The 17,190-nt window shown below is 56.0% G+C and carries 16 protein-coding genes; all 16 read right to left on the reverse strand.

What is annotated here, in order from left to right:
• Position 1 precedes the first annotated feature (1 nt).
• Positions 2-1,396 carry an undecaprenyl-phosphate glucose phosphotransferase gene (wcaJ, locus tag AC2TE5_RS14775; protein WP_213327976.1) on the reverse strand — a complete coding sequence of 465 codons (1,395 nt, stop codon included), beginning with the start codon at positions 1,394-1,396 and terminating at the stop codon, positions 2-4.
• Positions 1,397-1,442: 46 nt separating this feature from the next.
• Positions 1,443-2,813, reverse strand: a complete 1,371-nt coding sequence (gene cpsG, locus AC2TE5_RS14780) for a colanic acid biosynthesis phosphomannomutase CpsG (protein WP_484611903.1) — start codon at positions 2,811-2,813, stop codon at positions 1,443-1,445.
• A 111-nt stretch (positions 2,814-2,924) separates the two neighbouring features.
• Positions 2,925-4,361, reverse strand: coding sequence for a mannose-1-phosphate guanyltransferase (cpsB, locus tag AC2TE5_RS14785; RefSeq protein ID WP_121425370.1), 1,437 nt, complete (start codon positions 4,359-4,361; stop codon positions 2,925-2,927).
• Positions 4,362-4,364: 3 nt separating this feature from the next.
• Complete coding sequence (gene wcaI, locus AC2TE5_RS14790) at positions 4,365-5,588, reverse strand: colanic acid biosynthesis fucosyltransferase WcaI (RefSeq protein ID WP_484611904.1); 1,224 nt, start codon at positions 5,586-5,588, stop codon at positions 4,365-4,367.
• The gene (locus AC2TE5_RS14795) at positions 5,585-6,064 is read right to left on the reverse strand and encodes a GDP-mannose mannosyl hydrolase (protein ID WP_024908101.1); all 480 of its coding nucleotides are present in this window, start codon (positions 6,062-6,064) and stop codon (positions 5,585-5,587) included. The genes wcaI and AC2TE5_RS14795 overlap by 4 nt, the downstream gene beginning before the upstream one ends.
• A gap of 2 nt (positions 6,065-6,066) precedes the next feature.
• The gene (gene fcl / locus AC2TE5_RS14800) at positions 6,067-7,032 is read right to left on the reverse strand and encodes a GDP-L-fucose synthase (protein WP_024908102.1); all 966 of its coding nucleotides are present in this window, start codon (positions 7,030-7,032) and stop codon (positions 6,067-6,069) included.
• A 2-nt stretch (positions 7,033-7,034) separates the two neighbouring features.
• Positions 7,035-8,156, reverse strand: a complete 1,122-nt coding sequence (gene gmd, locus AC2TE5_RS14805; protein ID WP_213327981.1) for a GDP-mannose 4,6-dehydratase — start codon at positions 8,154-8,156, stop codon at positions 7,035-7,037.
• 24 nt (positions 8,157-8,180) lie between these two features.
• Complete coding sequence (wcaF, locus tag AC2TE5_RS14810) at positions 8,181-8,729, reverse strand: colanic acid biosynthesis acetyltransferase WcaF (protein WP_407601347.1); 549 nt, start codon at positions 8,727-8,729, stop codon at positions 8,181-8,183.
• Positions 8,730-8,744: 15 nt separating this feature from the next.
• Complete coding sequence (wcaE, locus tag AC2TE5_RS14815; protein WP_039263104.1) at positions 8,745-9,491, reverse strand: colanic acid biosynthesis glycosyltransferase WcaE; 747 nt, start codon at positions 9,489-9,491, stop codon at positions 8,745-8,747.
• A gap of 16 nt (positions 9,492-9,507) precedes the next feature.
• Positions 9,508-10,728 (reverse strand): colanic acid polymerase WcaD, encoded by a 1,221-nt coding sequence (gene wcaD / locus AC2TE5_RS14820; RefSeq protein ID WP_063144527.1) that lies wholly within the window; start codon positions 10,726-10,728, stop codon positions 9,508-9,510.
• Entirely contained in the window at positions 10,703-11,920 is a 1,218-nt protein-coding gene (gene wcaC, locus AC2TE5_RS14825; protein WP_484611905.1) for a colanic acid biosynthesis glycosyltransferase WcaC, read from the reverse strand. Before wcaC ends, wcaD begins: the two co-directional genes overlap by 26 nt.
• Entirely contained in the window at positions 11,917-12,408 is a 492-nt protein-coding gene (gene wcaB, locus AC2TE5_RS14830; protein WP_484611906.1) for a colanic acid biosynthesis acetyltransferase WcaB, read from the reverse strand. Before wcaB ends, wcaC begins: the two co-directional genes overlap by 4 nt.
• Positions 12,408-13,250 (reverse strand): colanic acid biosynthesis glycosyltransferase WcaA, encoded by an 843-nt coding sequence (wcaA, locus tag AC2TE5_RS14835; protein WP_023312403.1) that lies wholly within the window; start codon positions 13,248-13,250, stop codon positions 12,408-12,410. Before wcaA ends, wcaB begins: the two co-directional genes overlap by 1 nt.
• Positions 13,251-13,346: 96 nt before the next feature.
• A complete protein-coding gene (gene wzc / locus AC2TE5_RS14840; protein ID WP_213327983.1) occupies positions 13,347-15,509 on the reverse strand; it encodes a tyrosine-protein kinase Wzc in 2,163 nt (720 codons plus the stop codon).
• Positions 15,510-15,511: 2 nt separating this feature from the next.
• Entirely contained in the window at positions 15,512-15,955 is a 444-nt protein-coding gene (gene wzb / locus AC2TE5_RS14845; protein WP_023312405.1) for a low molecular weight protein-tyrosine-phosphatase Wzb, read from the reverse strand.
• 6 nt (positions 15,956-15,961) lie between these two features.
• Entirely contained in the window at positions 15,962-17,101 is a 1,140-nt protein-coding gene (locus AC2TE5_RS14850; RefSeq protein ID WP_134347914.1) for a polysaccharide export protein, read from the reverse strand.
• Positions 17,102-17,190: the final 89 nt, after the last annotated feature.

Genomic DNA, 17,190 nt, shown 5'->3' on the forward strand with positions numbered 1-17,190 from the left:
CTTAGTACGCCGCTTTGTTCACGAAACCTTTGAAGATGGTCAGAAAAACAATCTTGATATCGAACCAGATACTCCATTCGCGGATGTACTCCAGATCGAATTCGATACGTTTTTCCATTTTTTCCAGCGTGTCGGTTTCGCCGCGCCAGCCGTTGATCTGCGCCCAACCGGTGATGCCCGGCTTCACCTTATGGCGCAGCATGTAGCCTTCAATCAGCGAGCGGTACTGCTCGTTGTGCGCCACCGCGTGTGGACGCGGGCCAACAATCGACATGCCGCCGGTAAAGACGTTGATAAACTGCGGCAGTTCGTCCAGCGAGGTGCGGCGCAGGAAGTTCCCCACGCGGGTGACGCGCGGATCGTTCTGCGTTGCCTGGGTCACCACCTTGTCGTTTTCCATCACCTTCATAGAGCGGAATTTCCACACCATAATCGGCTTACCGTCCATACCGTAGCGGGTCTGGCGGAAGATAACCGGGCCGGGAGAGCTCAGCTTCACCGCCAGGGCAATGCAGCACAGAACAGGCGAAATCAGCAGCAGGATCAGTGAAGAGAGCACGATATCTTCCACGCGCTTCAGCACGCGGTTAATGCCCGACAGCGGCGTGTCGTACAGCGGTACCACCGGCACGCCGTTCACCTCTTCAATACGGGAGTGAAGGATGTTGAAGGTAAACACGTCCGGGATCAGGATCACCGAGCAGGTGGTGTCCGCCAGCTCGCGCATCAAATGCTTAATGCGGGACTCGTCTCTCATCTGCATGGCGATGTAGACGTTATGAATTTTGCCGGCTTTCGCGTCTTCAATAAGCTGTTCGTAATTACCCGCCCAGTCCGCAGGCACGCCGCCCGGCTTCGCGTCGTGATAAATCCCGACCACTTCAAACCCTAACCACGGCTCTTTGCGGAAGCTGTCGAGCAGCACCTTCCCGACCGGCAGATCGCCCGCCACGGCAACGAAGCGACGGTTATAGCCCCGGTTACGCAGCCAGCCCGCGCCAAAGCGGATCAGTGAACGGCACACCACCATGCCGACGCTGGTCAGCAGATACCAGCAGAGATAGGTGACGAGGCGATTATCAAAATCATGGCTGAACGCCACCAGGCCAGCGCTGAAGATCAGGCTAAGGGTCCAGTTCTGCAGCAACAGCATCAGTTCGGTGGTCATTTTGACGCCGCGCCACGAGCGGTAGAAATCGGTCATCCCGCCGATCATCTGAAACACAACCAGCGCGATCAGTGCCATCAGCAGATGCATGTATAAGAACGGCAGCCCGCCGATCCGACACACCGCCCACAATCCACCGACCATGATGGTGATATCAGAAAAACGCTGCACCATAGAGATTAACGATGCATTCGTTCTCGCTCGTTCGCGTTTTTTTAGATTCGTCATCGTTGTTCCTGTATTCGGTTCCCCCTCCCACCGGGAGGGGCAATTGTTACTGATTCAACAGCGCCAGAATGTCCTTCGTTCGGGCTTCCATCAGCGCCGTATCAGCACGGGATTCCACGTTCAGGCGCACCACCGGCTCGGTGTTGGACGAGCGCAGGTTAAAGCGCCACTGCGGGAACGCCATGCTGATGCCGTCCGTACGGTCAATTTCCAGCGCGTGAATCGCAAAGTGCTGCTCCACGCGGGCAATGGCCTCGGCTGGCTCCGCCAGCTTGCTGTTGATCTCCCCGCTCGCCGGGAACGCCGCCATGCGGTCGCGCACCAGCTCGCCCAGCGTCTGCCCCTTCAGGCACAGCAGCTCTGTCACCAGCAGCCACGGGATCATCCCGCTGTCGCAGTAGGCAAAATCACGGAAGTAGTGGTGGGCGCTCATCTCGCCGCCGTAGATGGCGTCTTCTTCGCGCATGCGCTCTTTGATGAAGGCGTGGCCGGTTTTGGACATCACCGGCGTGCCGCCTGCCGCTGACACCACGTCGACGGTGTTCCAGGAAAGGCGCGGGTCATGAATGATTTTCGCGCCCGGGTTTTTCTCGAGGAACGCTTCCGCCAGCAGGCCGACAATGTAGTAGCCCTCGATGAACTGCCCTTTCTCGTCGAACAGGAAGCAGCGGTCGAAATCGCCGTCAAAGGCGATACCCATGTCCGCGCCGTGCTCAATCACCGCGTTGCGGGTGTCGTCGCGGCACTCCGGCAGCAGCGGGTTAGGGATACCGTTCGGGAAGTTGCCGTCCGGGGTATTGTGCACTTTAATGAAAGTGACCGGCACGTTCAGCGCCTTAAAGCGCGCTTCGAGGGCATCCACCACCGGGCCGGCCGCGCCGTTACCGGAGTTAATCACCAGCTTCAGCGGCTTCAGGTTCGCCACGTTGATGTAGCCCAGCAGGTGGTCGATGTAGTCTTTCTGCAGGTTAATTTTTTTGTAGCTGCCGCGCTTCGCGTCGTTCACCGGCGGGAAATCGTTGGCTTCCGCCAGGCGCTGCACGTCGCGCAGGCCGGTATCGCCGCTGATCGGACGGGCGCCCTTGCGCACCAGCTTCATGCCGTTGTAGTCCATCGGGTTGTGGCTGGCCGTCACTTCGATACCGCCGTCTACGCCCAGGTGGAAGGTGGCAAAATAAATCTCTTCGGTCCCGGAAAGGCCGATATCCAGCACGTCCACGCCCGCGTCCTGCAGCCCTTTCGCCAGGGCCAGCTTCAGCGACTCGCTGGTCAGGCGCACGTCACCGCCCAGCACGATGGTCTGCGGTTTTAAATATTCGCCGTACGCGCGGCCAATGCGCCACGCGATGTCTTCATTCAGCTCTTCGCCCAGCCTGCCGCGAATATCGTAGGCTTTAAAACAGGTTAATTTTTCCATGATGACCCCTTTTTCAGGCAACAGTCGGCCCTGACCACTAAATGGCCAAATTGATTTGTTTGTCATTCGTAGGCCCGGTAAGCGCAGCGCCACCGGGCATAATGCAGAGTGCTACACCCGCCCGTAGCGGTCCTGGAAGCGCACGATATCGTCCTCTTCCAGATACGAGCCGGAGCGCACCTCAATTAAGTCGAGAGGAATTTTCCCCGGGTTCTCCAGACAGTGCGTCGCCCCCAGCGGAATATAAATGGACTCGTTTTCACCCAGCAGTTTGACTTCACCGTCGATAGTGACTTTAGCGGTACCCGCAACCACCACCCAGTGCTCGGCGCGGTGATGGTGCATCTGCACCGACAGCCCCTCGCCCGGCTTCACGGTGATGCGTTTCACCTGATAGCGGTCACCGGAGTCAATGGAGTCATATTTCCCCCACGGACGGTAGACTTCGCGGTGAATATGGTGCTCGTGGCGACCATCCGCCTTGATCTTCTCCACCACTTTTTTAACGTCCTGCACGGCGTTACGGTCGGCAATCAGCACGGCGTCTTTGGTCTGGACAACCACCAGATCTTTCACCCCGACCGTAGTCACCAGGCCGGACTCGGCGTAGACGTAGCTGTTTTCCGTTTTGTGGCTAATAACATCGCCGTGATGGACGTTACCCTCCGGGGTATGGGCGCTGATCTCCCACAGGGAGGACCAGGAGCCCACATCGCTCCAGCCTGCATCCATCGGTACCACGACGGCGTCTGCCGTACGTTCCATCACCGCGTAGTCAATGGACTCTTCCGGGCAGGCGAGGAACGCCTCTTCATCCACGCGGATGAAGTCGAGATCCGGGTCCACCACCGCCATCGCTTTCTCGCAGGCGTTCAGAATATCCGGGCGGTATTTGCGCAGCTCTTCCAGATAGCGTCCGGCACGGAACAGGAACATCCCGCTGTTCCAGTAATACTCACCGCTGGCGACATACGCCTGCGCGGTTTCCAGATTCGGTTTTTCAACAAACTGCGCCACGTCAAACGCCACGCTGTCGCCTTCTCCCGGCGTCACGCTGCCGCGGCGGATGTAGCCATAGCCGGTTTCCGGCAGATCCGGCACGATGCCGAAGGTCACCAGCTTGCCGCTCTCGGCGTAAGGAATGGCCGCACGCACCGCGTCGCGGAACGCGTCTTCCTGCTGGATAACGTGGTCTGCCGCGAGGACCAGCATCAGCGGGTCACAGTCTGGGCTGCTGCGTTTTGCCGCCAGCGCCGCCAGGGCGATCGCAGGCGCGGTGTTACGACCGGCAGGCTCCAGGATGATGTTTTCGGTGAGTTTGTTCAGCTGGCGCAGCTGCTCGGCAACAATAAAGCGGTGCTGTTCGTTACAAATCACCACCGGGCTTTCACACTCCACGCCGTGCAGACGGTTTACCGTCGTCTGCAGCATGGTGAGATCCCCTTTCAGGCAGAGGAACTGTTTTGGATAGAGCACGCGGGACAGCGGCCACAACCGGCTACCAGAGCCACCAGCCATCACAACCGGATACAAAGTGGTTTGACTCATGATTTATCCCCGTATATCTGCAATAAATTGGCTCAGCACGTTCTCTTTCTCGAGCGTGCATTCGGCATATTCACGTGCCACCGTGTTCACTTTTGGCATGGCAAGTGCCTGCTCAATTCCGGTCACCAGCGCCGGGACCGATTCCGGCTCCACGCACACGGCAATTCCCGGATAGCTGTCGCACAGCTGGCCTAATTCTGTTTCGGCTTCTGCCGTAATCACCGCGTTGCCGCCCACTGCCAGGATGTTGGTCAGCTTGGACGGCAGCACCGCATCCGCGGCACCGCGTTTTTGCACCACCAGATGGCAGTCGCCCATCTTCAGCAGCGCAGGCAATGCCTCGTAAGACTGAAGCGGGAAAAATTTCACGTTGCTCAGGCCGCGTTCGCCGGCCATTTTTTCCAGCCGCGCTTTTCCACCGCCCTGCCCGACAATCACAAACGTCCACGGATGTTTGCTAAGCTGCTGGGCCGCTTCAATCACGCTCTCCAGCCCCTGCTTTTCGCCGATGTTGCCTGAGTAAAGAATGATTTTTTGATCTTCAGGCAAACCGAGCTGCGCGCGCAGCGCCAGAGCATCCTGTTCTGTCACATCGCGAAAACGCGCCACTTCGGACCAGTTCGGGAAGAAAATGACTTTCTCCGCCGGGACGCCCTTCTCCTGCGCCTTGTTCATCATCGAGCGCGAGATCGTCGAGACGTAATCCACGTTGTGCAGGCAGCTGCGCTCAAACGCGCTGGCGAGCTTCGCCACCTTGCCGCCCTTGCTTTTGCCTGCCATCCCCAGGCCCAGCATGGCGTCAACTTCGTAATCCTGAATGTGCAGCAGTGTGCGCGCGCCGGAGAGTTTGCCCAGCAGACGCATGCCCGGCGTGCAAAAAAGCGTCGGCACCACGCCGATGATGCGATCCGGCTTCCAGCGACGCTGCGCCATCAGCGGGAAAAAGCTGCTCAGGGCAAAGCTGCCCAGATGAAGTAACCGTTTCAGCGTTGAGGGCTGCTTAGGGACATACAGCGGGCAGCGCCAGACGGTCGCCGCCCCCTCTTCGCGACGGTAGCGCCAGCTTGAGTAGCGCTCCCCGACTTTCCACTCCGGGTAGTACGGCGGCGCGGTAATGACCCGCACGTCATGTCCCTGGCTCGCCATCCACTCGACCATCTCGCCGGTGTATTTCCCGATGCCGGTTAGCTCCGGCGAGTAGTTGATTCCGTACACTAAAATTTTCATAAGCCCGGCACTCCGGACTGACGATCGGCCAGGAAATAGGCACGACTGTTGTCATGCACATTGTCGCTGGCCAGCAGCGCCTCTGGCGTCTGCCAGCGGTAGTCGTCATGCTGAGAATCAGGCAGACGCAGGTCTGCCTCACTCACCTTCAGGCGGAACCCCAGCACGATGTAGTGCGTGGTGAACCCGGTGCCTGAAAAGTTATCGTCATAGAAGTGCTGCCAGACCCCGTAAAACTGGCCCGCTGCCATCGGCAGCTGCAGGCCCAGTTCCGCCAGAGTAAGACGCTCAAACGCATCGCTCAGCGTCTCATCCTTCTGCACGCGCCCGCCGGGCACGAACCAGAAGCCCTGTGCAGGACGGTTGGTTCGTTTCCCCAGCAAGAACTCGCCGCGTTCGTTCTCCACGATCAAATCAATTGAGATGAGCGGAGTGGAACGCACTACCGTGGCAAAATCTTCCTGACTTAAAAACATCGTTACCCCCGGAAGCGGTGCTGGTTTTCCAGGAACCACTGGTAGGTACTGGCCAGACCCTGCTCCAGTGACACCTCGTGATACCAGCCCAGCTGATGCAGACGGGTCACGTCCAGCAGCTTGCGCGGCGTGCCGTCCGGTTTCGTGGCGTCAAACACCACTCGGCCTTTGTAGCCCACCACCTGCGCGATGGTTTGCGCCAGCTCGCGAATGGTGCAGTCCACGCCGGTACCAACGTTGATGTGCGACAGCATCGGCTCGGTGTTCTCCTGCCACACTTCGCGATCCAGCTCCATCACGTGAATGCTGGCCGCAGCCATGTCGTCCACGTGCAGGAACTCGCGCATCGGCGTACCGCTGCCCCACACCACCACATCCGGCGCGTTCTCGGCGGTCGCCTCGTGGAAGCGGCGCAGCAGCGCCGGGATCACGTGCGAGTTGCTCGGGTGGAAGTTATCGTGCGGTCCGTACAGGTTGGTCGGCATCACCGAGCGATAGTCGCGGTTGTACTGACGGTTGTAGGACTCGCACAGCTTGATCCCGGCAATCTTGGCAATCGCGTACGGCTCGTTAGTAGCCTCCAGCGTGCCCTGCAGCAGTTCGCTCTCGGCGATCGGCTGCTTCGCCATTTTCGGGTAAATACAGGACGACCCGAGGAACAGCAGCTTATTCACGTTGTGCAGATGCGCCGCGTGAATGATGTTGCTCTCGATCATCATGTTTTCGTAGATGAAATCCGCCGGGTAGGTGTTGTTAGCAACAATGCCGCCCACCTTCGCCGCCGCCAGATACACCTGGTCAATGCGTTCGTTAGCAAAGAAGTCCTGTACCGCGCGGCTGTCGAGCAGGTTCAGCTCGTCGCGGGTGCGGACAATCACCTCTACGTCACCGCGCTGTTCCAGCTGGCGAACAATCGCGGAACCCACCATTCCGCGATGACCGGCGACAAAAATACGTTGTTTTGTCATTCTCAGGACTCCAGCGCGATGGCAACCTCGTAGCCATGAGACTTAAGCAGAGAGTGTTTTTTCGCTGCTTCAAGATCTTTGGCTACCATCTCGGAAACCATCTCCTGCAGAGTGATTTCTGGTTTCCAGCCCAGCTTCTCGTGCGCTTTGGTTGGGTCGCCCAGCAGGGTTTCCACTTCAGCAGGACGGAAGTAGCGTGGGTCAACCTGCACAATCACGTCGCCTGGCTTCACGCCCGGTGCATCGTGGCCGGTCACGGAAACAACGATACCTTTCTCTTCCACGCCGGTACCTTCGAAGCGCAGTTTGATGCCCAGCTGTGCCGCGGCCATTTCAACGAACTGACGTACGGAGTACTGCACGCCGGTCGCAATCACGAAGTCTTCTGGCTGTTCCTGCTGCAGCATCATCCACTGCATTTTCACGTAGTCTTTGGCATGGCCCCAGTCACGCAGGGAATCCATGTTGCCGAGGTGCAGGCAAGACTCCAGACCCTGCGCGATGTTGGCGATAGCGCGGGTGATTTTGCGGGTCACGAAGGTTTCGCCGCGACGTGGAGATTCGTGGTTGAACAGGATGCCGTTACAGGCGTACATGCCGTAGGATTCACGGTAGTTCACGGTGATCCAGTAGGCGTACAGTTTTGCTACCGCATACGGAGAGCGCGGGTAGAACGGCGTGGTCTCTTTCTGTGGGATTTCCTGCACCAGGCCGTACAGCTCGGAGGTGGATGCCTGGTAGAAGCGAGTTTTCTTCTCAAGGCCGAGGAAACGAATGGCTTCCAGCAGACGCAGGGTACCCATGGCATCAACGTCAGCGGTGTATTCCGGGGACTCGAAGGAGACCGCTACGTGGCTCATCGCGCCCAGGTTGTACACTTCATCCGGCTGTACTTCCTGCAGAATACGGGTCAGGTTGGAGGTATCGGTCAGGTCGCCGTAGTGCAGGTGGAATTTCGGGTTCGCCGCGTGAGGATCCTGATAGATATGATCCACGCGCTCGGTGTTGAAAGAAGACGCACGACGCTTAATACCGTGCACTTCATAACCTTTTTCCAGCAGTAATTCTGCCAGGTAAGAACCATCCTGCCCGGTAACGCCGGTGATGAGAGCGACTTTAGACATGTTTATATTCCTCTACTTATGAATTTAATCAGTTTCAACGCGTTCGCGTATCACCACTGCGGGGTTGCCACGGCAAACTTTATTTGCCGGTAGCGATTTAAAAACGCTGCTGCGGGCACCGACTACCGTGCCATCGCCAACAGAAACACCCGGTGCAACAAAAACATCCGTTGCCAGCCAGCATTTTTCACCGATCGCAATAGGCGAAGCGGTAATATCAAAATGCTGACTCATAAAATCGTGGCTGCCGGTGCACAAATAACATTTCTGTGAAACCACCGAATTTGCGCCAATCGTAATGTCGCCCAGGGTATATAACACCGCGTCATCCCCAACCCATGCGTAATCCCCAAGCGTTAATTTCCACGGATAGGTAATTTTCACAGAAGGTCGGATGACTACGTTTTTTCCTATTTTTGCGCCAAACAGGCGCAATAAGAAGGCACGCCAGCGGTACAGTATTTGTGGTGACCAGGCAAATAAGGTTGCCTGAACGGCCCACCACAGCTGTACCTTAATACCGTTCCCGCCCCGAAAGCCTTTCGGCACGGAGAAACCTTTCAGATCCTGCATTGCGTTTCCTTATATTCAGGCTTTGTTATATAAGGTTTTCGTTTTGCCTGTGGTACGCAGGCGCAATAAATAAGACAATTCCGCCCAGAACCCCGGCACGCGTAATATTTTGCGCTGTACGTTTTTGGCATCCTGGCACAATTCCAGATTATTCGAGGTTGACACGCCGCCCATTGAGAATTCAGATACCAGCCCTTTAATTCGGCGGAACGGGTAACCTGACTTATACAGGCTGGCCGCCAGTGCATAATCCGAAGACACTTTATACTGCAAATCGTAAGGCTGTTTTTTCAGACCTTTTACCGGGAAGAAAATGGCCTGATGGCTGGCCGGCAAGCTGTGATAGATATACCAGCCTGGCTTCGCGCTGCGGCACACTTTATGTCCGTCGCCAAAATCGAGCAGCGCATCGCCAATATACATGGCATCTTCTTTCTGACGAGCCAGCTGGCGGGCAAACAGCGCCACGTCATCATGGAAAATGTCGCCCGAGTTTAGAAAGATGGCATAGCGGCCTTGCGCCATGTTGATGCCTTTATTCATCGCATCGTAGATGCCTTTATCTTTCTCGCTGATGTAGCGTAAGTTGAACTCACCGTTGAGTTTTTCCAGAAACTCCGCCGTGCCATCGTTCGAGCCGCCGTCGACCACAATCCACTCAAAGGTGAGGCTTGGATCGCGCGCCAGGTTGCGCAGCGAGCGCCAGGTTTTTACCACCCCTTCGTAATTACGAAAAGCGACAGTAATGACGCTAAGAAACATAAATCACCTCATTTCGTCATGCGTTCGTAATATTAAGCGCTTTGCGCAGAATAAACGGACAGACAATCAAGAAAGCATATTCCGGGCTAAATATTGACCCGGTAAAAAACAGCGACACCGGAGTAAACAGATAAAGCTGAACGCGAAAATTCTGGTTATCACCAAACGCGTTAATCATCATTTTGAAAACTTTAAACAGATACCACAGGGTCAACAGTACGGCGAACCACGAAAAATAAATAATTAACAGATACAGACCATTGTCTATGGTTTTACCGACATCCGCACCGTTAAAGATTCCGAATGATGCAACATATTCGTAAAGTGAGCCGAATCTTACTACCCCATCAATATGGGTTAAGGAATAACCCACCATCACCAGTGGCCCAATGATGCGATAATAGGACGAAGACCCTTCCGTTCCCAAATCACCCAGACGTTCTGAGATGTACGGGAAAGCAAATATCACGCCTACCATAAATACCGTCAGGGAGATAATCGCCAGCGGCAGTTTTTTCTTAATCGCATCTTTGTTCAGGTACTGGAACGCCCACTCCAGCAGGTAAAACAGGATAAATGTCATTACCCCTGAGAACGATCCAGACAGAACAATTCCTGCAAGAATCATAGCATCGGTCTTAGGCGTTTTGATACCGAACTGTTTGATGCTGAGCCAAATTGAGATTAACGCCAGAGCGAAAAACGCCGGTTCAAAATAGAGGGCCGTAGTACGCTTCCCGCCAAACTTGATGAAGTTCAATACATAGCTGTTACTGTAAATGAGATATTTCGAAATTATCTCCATCAGGCTGCTGCCACCGGTCAGAATAATTTGCGCCATCTCCAGTGCGGCAAGCATAACAATTAACGCAACGGCAATATAAAAGAACCTAAGGATTTTCCGATAATTGTGTGGAGAAATAGTTTTAAACCGAATACTCCAGACCATTCCGATAATAATAACAATATAAACAAACAGCATGGTCGACGTGACGTATTTACTGGCATCCAGCGACTGGCCAAAGATGTAGTTAAACAGCGTCAGCCCCGTGCCCAGCCCCAGGGCAATCATCAGCTTCTTCAGGTTGATTTTATCGACATACAGCAGAAGCAGAACGGGCAAGAAGGTCACGATGGTTATCGGGAAGCTTTCGCCGAGCTGGGCAATTTTGACGTTGACCAGCAGGTAGATCAGCGGCAGCAGCAGATAACTACAGATTCTGATAGAACGAGACATACTCCTCCAGCATCTGTTGTCCACTGTAGGCCTTGCGGCTGCGGTTGCGGAACGATTCCAGGTCAGTGCCAAAAACGATCTCAGCAATCTGCGCCTTCGGCAGCTGTACCAGGGGCAGGACCTCCTGCTCCGTGAAGGTTTTCCCGCCGGACTTTTCCAGCACTTCACGCGCCGCATCGCTGTGGGTGGCAATCACCGGCACGCCGATTGAGAGCGCTTCGCAGAGGATCAGCGGGTAGTTATCCACGCGGGAGCTGAACACCAGCGCGTCCATTTCATTCAGCGCGCTCATCAGCTTGCGCTTGTCGGTCTCAAACCCGTGGTTCACCACGTTGGCCCCTTCGAACGGTGAAAACTTGCCGAAGGTGTGAAGCTCTATCTTGTCCCCAAGCGCCATCATGTCGCGCACCAGCTGCTGGTTGGTTTTACCGTCGTAACGCAGGTCATGCGCAACGATAGCGATTTTCGGTTTGCCCGCGGTTTCCGCCACCGGGGTCAGCTCGGCAAGAATGGCTTCCGTCGCCACGTCGATGCCGTTGTTGATAATCTGACAGCGCCCTGCCCCGTACAGGCTGTTGAAGGCATCGGCCACGTGCTGGCTCGGGGAGATAAAGGTACAGCCTAGCGAGAGCATCTCGCGGAACAGCTGACGCTTTCCGGCGACCAGCTGATGCGCGCGATCCACCTTCACCGGCGGGTAGTTGCTTAAGGTCGGGCACTTCTGGCAGTTATCTTTCCAGCCTTCGCAGCCGTCGGTAAACGCGCAGCGGCCCGTCACGCTCCAGTGGTCGTGCAGCGTCCAGACAAAGCGGGTATCGGGCTTGTGGGCCTGCACCTTCTGACAAAACGCCACCACCTCTTCCAGATTCAGCCAGTAGCTGTGCAGCACGTGAAAATGCAGCACAACCGGACCCGCGGAGCGGGTAACCGTACGGTAAAGCGTGTTCAGGTTGCCAAACAGATCGCGGTTAAACAGGCGGAACAGCGCAATGTTGGCAATCGAGGTCAGGCGCGGCGTGTGCTTGTGCACCTGCGGGAAGTTATCGTGGCTGACGCTTTTCTTGCCGCCTTTGCCGTAGCCGTAAATAAACCGGGACTGAAGTCCTTTTTGCAGCGCGCGCTGGTGCAGATCCAGGGCCACGCCTGCCGCTCCGCCTTCTGCGAGGCGTACGTTAAATTGCAGAATGTTCATTTAATCACCTTCACGCGGGCTTTTTCTCCCACAACCAGCGCGTTATCCGGAATGCTGTCCAGCACCACGCTGCCAGCACCAATCGTGACGTTATTCCCAATCGTGATGTCACCGACGATCACCACGTTCGCCCCCAGCTCGACGTTATTGCCGATGACCGGGCAGGCCAGGCTGTCAGGCCCGCGGTTGCCAATGGTGACCGCATGACGAATGGTGAAATCATCCCCGGCGACAACGAACTTGTTGATTACCACCGCATAGCCGTGATGGATGGTAAAGCGGCGGCCAATGGTGGCAGCGGCCTGGATTTCATAGCCCAAAAAGCATTCGGTGATGATGCGGTACAGCACCAGCACGGGTGCCGCCCAGATATTGTTCAGCACGTTTTTCTTACGCCACACCGAGCAAAAGTGCGCGATGCGGTACGCCAGAACCATGCAGCACGGGCGCAGGCTCCAGCTGTTAGCGCGGCAATCTTCCAGAAACATTATTTCCCCCGAAGCCCGTCAGCCAGGCGCTTGCCGTTACGCACGGAAAGCAGCGTCAGCAGCGTGCGCCAGTTCATGCGCTTATTGCGGATCTGATAGAGGGTAAAGAGCTGATATTTACGGCTGGCACGGTCAAACTTGTCCTTGTGCTTGCGGTAAAAATGGAAGTAGCCGGAGAACTTCTTCGGCGAGGAGGTGATTTGCATCTCCCCGTGGTTGATGTGCAGGATCTGCGTGGCCTCTTCCACCTTCCACGGCTCGCCGTATTCCACCACCATGCGCAGGAAGATATCGTAATCCTGCGCGGCCTTGAGTTCGGTATCGAACAGGCACTCTTTGAAACGCCACGCCCAGGTGAAGACCTGGTTACCAATAATGTTGCGCTTGTAGAACAGGCGGCGAGAGTACGGTGATTTCGGATACAGCGGCAGGCTCGCGGGCTGCGAGTAAACCTCGCCCTGGCAGACATAGTCGTTGGCATACAGGAAAGCGTGCGTAACCAGCTGTTCTTTATGCGACAGGAAGATAGACAGGCGGTTCGGCGTCCATTCGTCATCGTCGTCGATCCCGGTCAGATACTGCCCCTTGGCCTGCATAATCGCCTGATTACGCACCGCACATGCGCCGGAGTTAATGGCGTTATGCGTATAGACCACCCGCGGGTCGTTGAGGTCAGTCACAAACTTTTGCAGCTGTTCATACGAGGAAGAGCAGTCATCAACGATGATCAGCTCCCAGTTATCGTAGTCCTGTCGCAGGACGGATTTGATTGCGCGGATCGCCAGCTGCTGACGATTCCATGTCGGCATATAGATTGAAACTAAAGGGCGTTGTGTGGTCATGGTCTTCCCCTTATCCCTCACCCCGCCCCTCTCCCGGAGGGAGAGGGAGAAAAGCTGCTCTCCCCTCAGAGGAGAGGGTTAGGGTGAGGGGGATTTTTATTTACTGTCAGATTTATATTCGTACTCGTAATACCCGTAATCCTGGTACCCGGTCGCGCGGCGGAAGATGGAGTTCAGGATCACCCCTTTTACCTCAATGCCGTTCTGCTCGAAGCGGCTCAGGCTGGTTTCCACCTCTTTCAGGGTGTTCACCGCGTAACGCGCCACCATCAGCGTGGTGCCCGCATGGCGGCCAACAACGGCCGCGTCGGTCACGGCCAGAATTGGCGGCGTATCGATCAGCACCAGGTCGTAGTTTTTGCTCGCCCACTCCACCAGCTCGGTGAAGCGTTCACTCATCAGCAGCTCGGACGGGTTAGGCGGTACCTGACCGCGTGGGATCAGGTCAAATTTCGGCACCGTTGTAGGTTTCGCGCTCTGGCTGATTTCACCTTTGCCAAGCAGGATTTCCGACAGACCGTTAACGTTGTTGGTACCCAGCAGTTCGTGGGTATAGCCCTTACGCATATCACAGTCGATCAGCAGCACGCGCTTATTGGTCTGGCTGACCACCGCCGCCAGGTTGGCGCAGACGAAGGTTTTACCGATCGACGGGCTAACACCGGTTAACATCAGGACGTTGTTTTTGGCCTGCATCATGGCGAAGTGCAGACTGGTACGCAGGCTACGGATCGCTTCGATAGCGAGGTCGGTCGGGTTACCCACCGCCAGAAGCTGGCTCTGTTTGTAACGCTTAACGCCCTTGATGGTTTTGACACTGTCACGGGATTTTTGCCACTCAGACAGCGGAATGCTGGCATAGACGTTGATACCGCTCTCTTCAAGAACCTGCGGGCTTTCGATGCCGCGGTTGAACAGCGAACGCAGCAGCACGCCCACGATGGAGAGCATCAGGCCGAGAATAATGCTGCCGAGAATAATCAGCGCTTTCTTCGGCTTCAGTACGCCAGGCTGGGTAATTGCCGGGTCGACGATGCGCACGTCACCGACGGTACTGGCTTCGGTGATTTTCAGCTCCTGCTGCTTGTTCAGCAGCTGCATGTAAACCTGCTGTCCGGACTCCACGTCGCGGGTCAGACGCACGATCTCCTGCTGCGTTTTCGGCATCGCGGTCACGCGGTCATTAAGCTTCGCCTTCTCCTCTTCAAGGGTACGGCGTTTCTCCAGCAGCGTGCGGTAGGCCGGGTGACGTTTGGTATAAAGCTTGGAAATCTCCGCCTCTTTGAAGGTCAGTTCGTTGAGCTGCGCATCAATGTTGACCATCGAATCAAGGACCGATTTCGCCTCCAGCGGCAGGTCAACGGAGTCTTTATCCTGACGATAGGCGTTCAGCTTGTTCTCGGCATCATCCAGATGGGCGCGCACTTCCGGGAGCTGTTTGGCGAGGAAGGCCAGGCTTTTCGCCGCTTCCGCCGACTTACGCTCGACGTTCTGCTCAAGATAGTTGCGGGTAATGCTGTTCAGTATGTCGCGGATTTGATCCTTATCTTCACCGGTAAAGGTCATGCTCAGCACGCCGGTGTCCTTACCGTTTTCGGTGACGGTCAGGTTGTTTTGCAGATTGTTGATCATCCCCAGCGTGGAGAATTTGGTGACGGTGAATTCACCGCCCTCCTGGGCGTTAATCGCGCTGACCATCATGCTGACGCCGTCTTTGGTCAGCATCTGCCCCACTTCACCGCGCGCGCTAAAACCTGCGTCGCTGGTTAGCTGGTACTGTTTCGGACCAAGCACCGTCAGGGTAAACGTCTGATCGGCAGCCCCTTTCGGCAGCACGAAGTCAGTGACTTTCACCGTGTCGTTGTTTCGCCCCATCAGACGATCCCAGCCGGCACCAAAGACTGGGAAGGTATTCTTGGTGACGGAGATATCGAGCCCGAGGTCGTGAACCGTTTTACCCAGCACCAGACGTGACTGGATGAGCTGAATTTCGGCGTCGGATGCCGGCGGTTTGTTCGCCAGCGCGGAACCGATGTCCTGCACCAGCGAGTTACCGGTATTCTGCTCGATCTGCACCAGCGCGTCGGCGCTGTAGATAGGGGTGGCGAACAGCGTGTAGACGACGGCCGCCGCGGCAAATACGGCGGTAATGCCAAGCACCCACCACTTTGCCTCTACAACAGTGCCGACCAGGCGCCCAATATCAATTTCATCACTGCCCGAAATCGGGGCGGCAGAAGGTCTTGTTTTTTCTGTCATTGTTATCCCTGCTGAACTTTCAGTGCCTGCGCCCACTGTTGGGCAGACTGGTCAAGTAAGGTGTAAACCGCCTCAAAGGCCTCATGGCTTTTGCGATACGGATCGGGGATTTCACGTTCATTGTCCCAGTGACCAAACAGCATCACCTTGCCGCGCATCTCCGGAGCGATATCGCACAGCGCATGAATATGGCGTTTTTCCATCGTCAGGATCAGGTCATACTCCCGGCACATGCGGCCAGTGACCTGGCGGGCCACGTGGCCGTCGAGAGAGAGGTGATGATCCCGCGCCACGCTCGTAGCGCGCTCATCGGCACCTTTACCGACCAGTGCACCGAGCCCTGCCGAATCAACGGTCAGTTCGGGCTGGTAGTGTTTCAACAACCGTTCAGCCGTGGGGGAACGGCAGATGTTCCCCACGCATACCACCAGAATTTTGTTAAACATCGCGGATTACCAGGTATGAATGTCGCGCGCCGTATCCGTCATGTAGCGAACGCCACTGATGGTTGGCAGCAACTGGTTGATCAGACGGTTCCAGCGGGCAACCGGCGCGGTGGTGACGTACACCACATCGTATGGCTGGAGACGGAACTCCGTTGCCATCACCAGAGAGGTCGCATCGGACATATCCAGCTGGTAGATATTGGCGATCTTGCCTTTCGCACTGCCCTCACCTTTCAGCGGACGAATGACGAAGATACCGGTCGCGTTAGAGGTCGTCAGATCGATACCCTCAGCATTGCCCAGCGCTTCGGTCAGCGTCATACCGCTGAAGTCCATTTTGAGGGTGCTCTGTTTCTTCACTTCACCCATCACGAAGACTTTCAGATCGTCATTGCGCGGCACGTAGAGAATGTCGCCCGGATAGAGCAGACGGTTCTGGGTCAGATCGCCGTTTTGCATCAGCGCCTGCAGCGAAATGCGCTGCTCCTTCCCGTTGTGGGTCAGTACGACGTTGCGCCAGTCGGCGCCGTCGGTTAACCCGCCCGCGGCGTTAATGGCATCCAGTACGGTCAGAGGAACGTTGGTGATGGCCTGCTGGCCAGATTTGTTCACCTGGCCGGAGATATAGGCTTTTTGCGAGCGGAATGCGGCGATATTAACGTCCACCTGCGGATCGGCGATGTACTGCGCTAAGCGGCCGGTAATATCACTACGGATCTCGGCAAGCGTTTTCCCCACAACATGGACTTTACCAATGTAGGGATAGAACATGGTGCCATCTGACTGCACCCAGTTACCGGTGTCGCTTGAGCTGCGGTACTGGCCCGCTGGCGTGGTCAGTTCGGGGTGGTCCCAGACGGTCACGTTGATCACGTCACCCGGCCCCACGCGGTACTGGTAGGAGGCAATTTCCTGGTCCAGCGACATATTCGGCTGGGCAACATTCGGACGTGGACGTAATTGTTCGACCAGACGAGGCGTAAGTGGATAAACATTCACCATTTTGTCGAGATCAAAATCGGCATCCTGTTGCTTGATCACATCCTTACCCATTGTTGACATATTGCTGCCGGGAAAGACCGTGCAACCACTCATCAAGGTCACAGACACCAATAATGGCATCAATTTCATTTTGGATTTCATCATTGATTATTTATCACTTTGGCAGAGTAATTATCCTGTGCAATTTAAATAAGCTCGGGTCGTATTGGGTTTCAGCATGCAGTTAATCAAAT

Source organism: Enterobacter sp. N5-15 (assembly GCF_057221635.1).

Bases quoted from the DNA above. Each gene is read 5' to 3' on its own strand.
- wcaJ (WP_213327976.1), bottom strand. From the start codon at position 1,396: ATGACGAATCTAAAAAAACGCGAACGAGCGAGAACGAATGCATCGTTA.
- cpsG (WP_484611903.1), bottom strand. From the start codon at position 2,813: ATGGAAAAATTAACCTGTTTTAAAGCCTACGATATTCGCGGCAGGCTG.
- cpsB (WP_121425370.1), bottom strand. From the start codon at position 4,361: ATGAGTCAAACCACTTTGTATCCGGTTGTGATGGCTGGTGGCTCTGGT.
- wcaI (WP_484611904.1), bottom strand. From the start codon at position 5,588: ATGAAAATTTTAGTGTACGGAATCAACTACTCGCCGGAGCTAACCGGC.
- AC2TE5_RS14795 (WP_024908101.1), bottom strand. From the start codon at position 6,064: ATGTTTTTAAGTCAGGAAGATTTTGCCACGGTAGTGCGTTCCACTCCG.
- fcl (WP_024908102.1), bottom strand. From the start codon at position 7,032: ATGACAAAACAACGTATTTTTGTCGCCGGTCATCGCGGAATGGTGGGT.
- gmd (WP_213327981.1), bottom strand. From the start codon at position 8,156: ATGTCTAAAGTCGCTCTCATCACCGGCGTTACCGGGCAGGATGGTTCT.
- wcaF (WP_407601347.1), bottom strand. From the start codon at position 8,729: ATGCAGGATCTGAAAGGTTTCTCCGTGCCGAAAGGCTTTCGGGGCGGG.
- wcaE (WP_039263104.1), bottom strand. From the start codon at position 9,491: ATGTTTCTTAGCGTCATTACTGTCGCTTTTCGTAATTACGAAGGGGTG.
- wcaD (WP_063144527.1), bottom strand. From the start codon at position 10,728: ATGTCTCGTTCTATCAGAATCTGTAGTTATCTGCTGCTGCCGCTGATC.
- wcaC (WP_484611905.1), bottom strand. From the start codon at position 11,920: ATGAACATTCTGCAATTTAACGTACGCCTCGCAGAAGGCGGAGCGGCA.
- wcaB (WP_484611906.1), bottom strand. From the start codon at position 12,408: ATGTTTCTGGAAGATTGCCGCGCTAACAGCTGGAGCCTGCGCCCGTGC.
- wcaA (WP_023312403.1), bottom strand. From the start codon at position 13,250: ATGACCACACAACGCCCTTTAGTTTCAATCTATATGCCGACATGGAAT.
- wzc (WP_213327983.1), bottom strand. From the start codon at position 15,509: ATGACAGAAAAAACAAGACCTTCTGCCGCCCCGATTTCGGGCAGTGAT.
- wzb (WP_023312405.1), bottom strand. From the start codon at position 15,955: ATGTTTAACAAAATTCTGGTGGTATGCGTGGGGAACATCTGCCGTTCC.
- AC2TE5_RS14850 (WP_134347914.1), bottom strand. From the start codon at position 17,101: ATGATGAAATCCAAAATGAAATTGATGCCATTATTGGTGTCTGTGACC.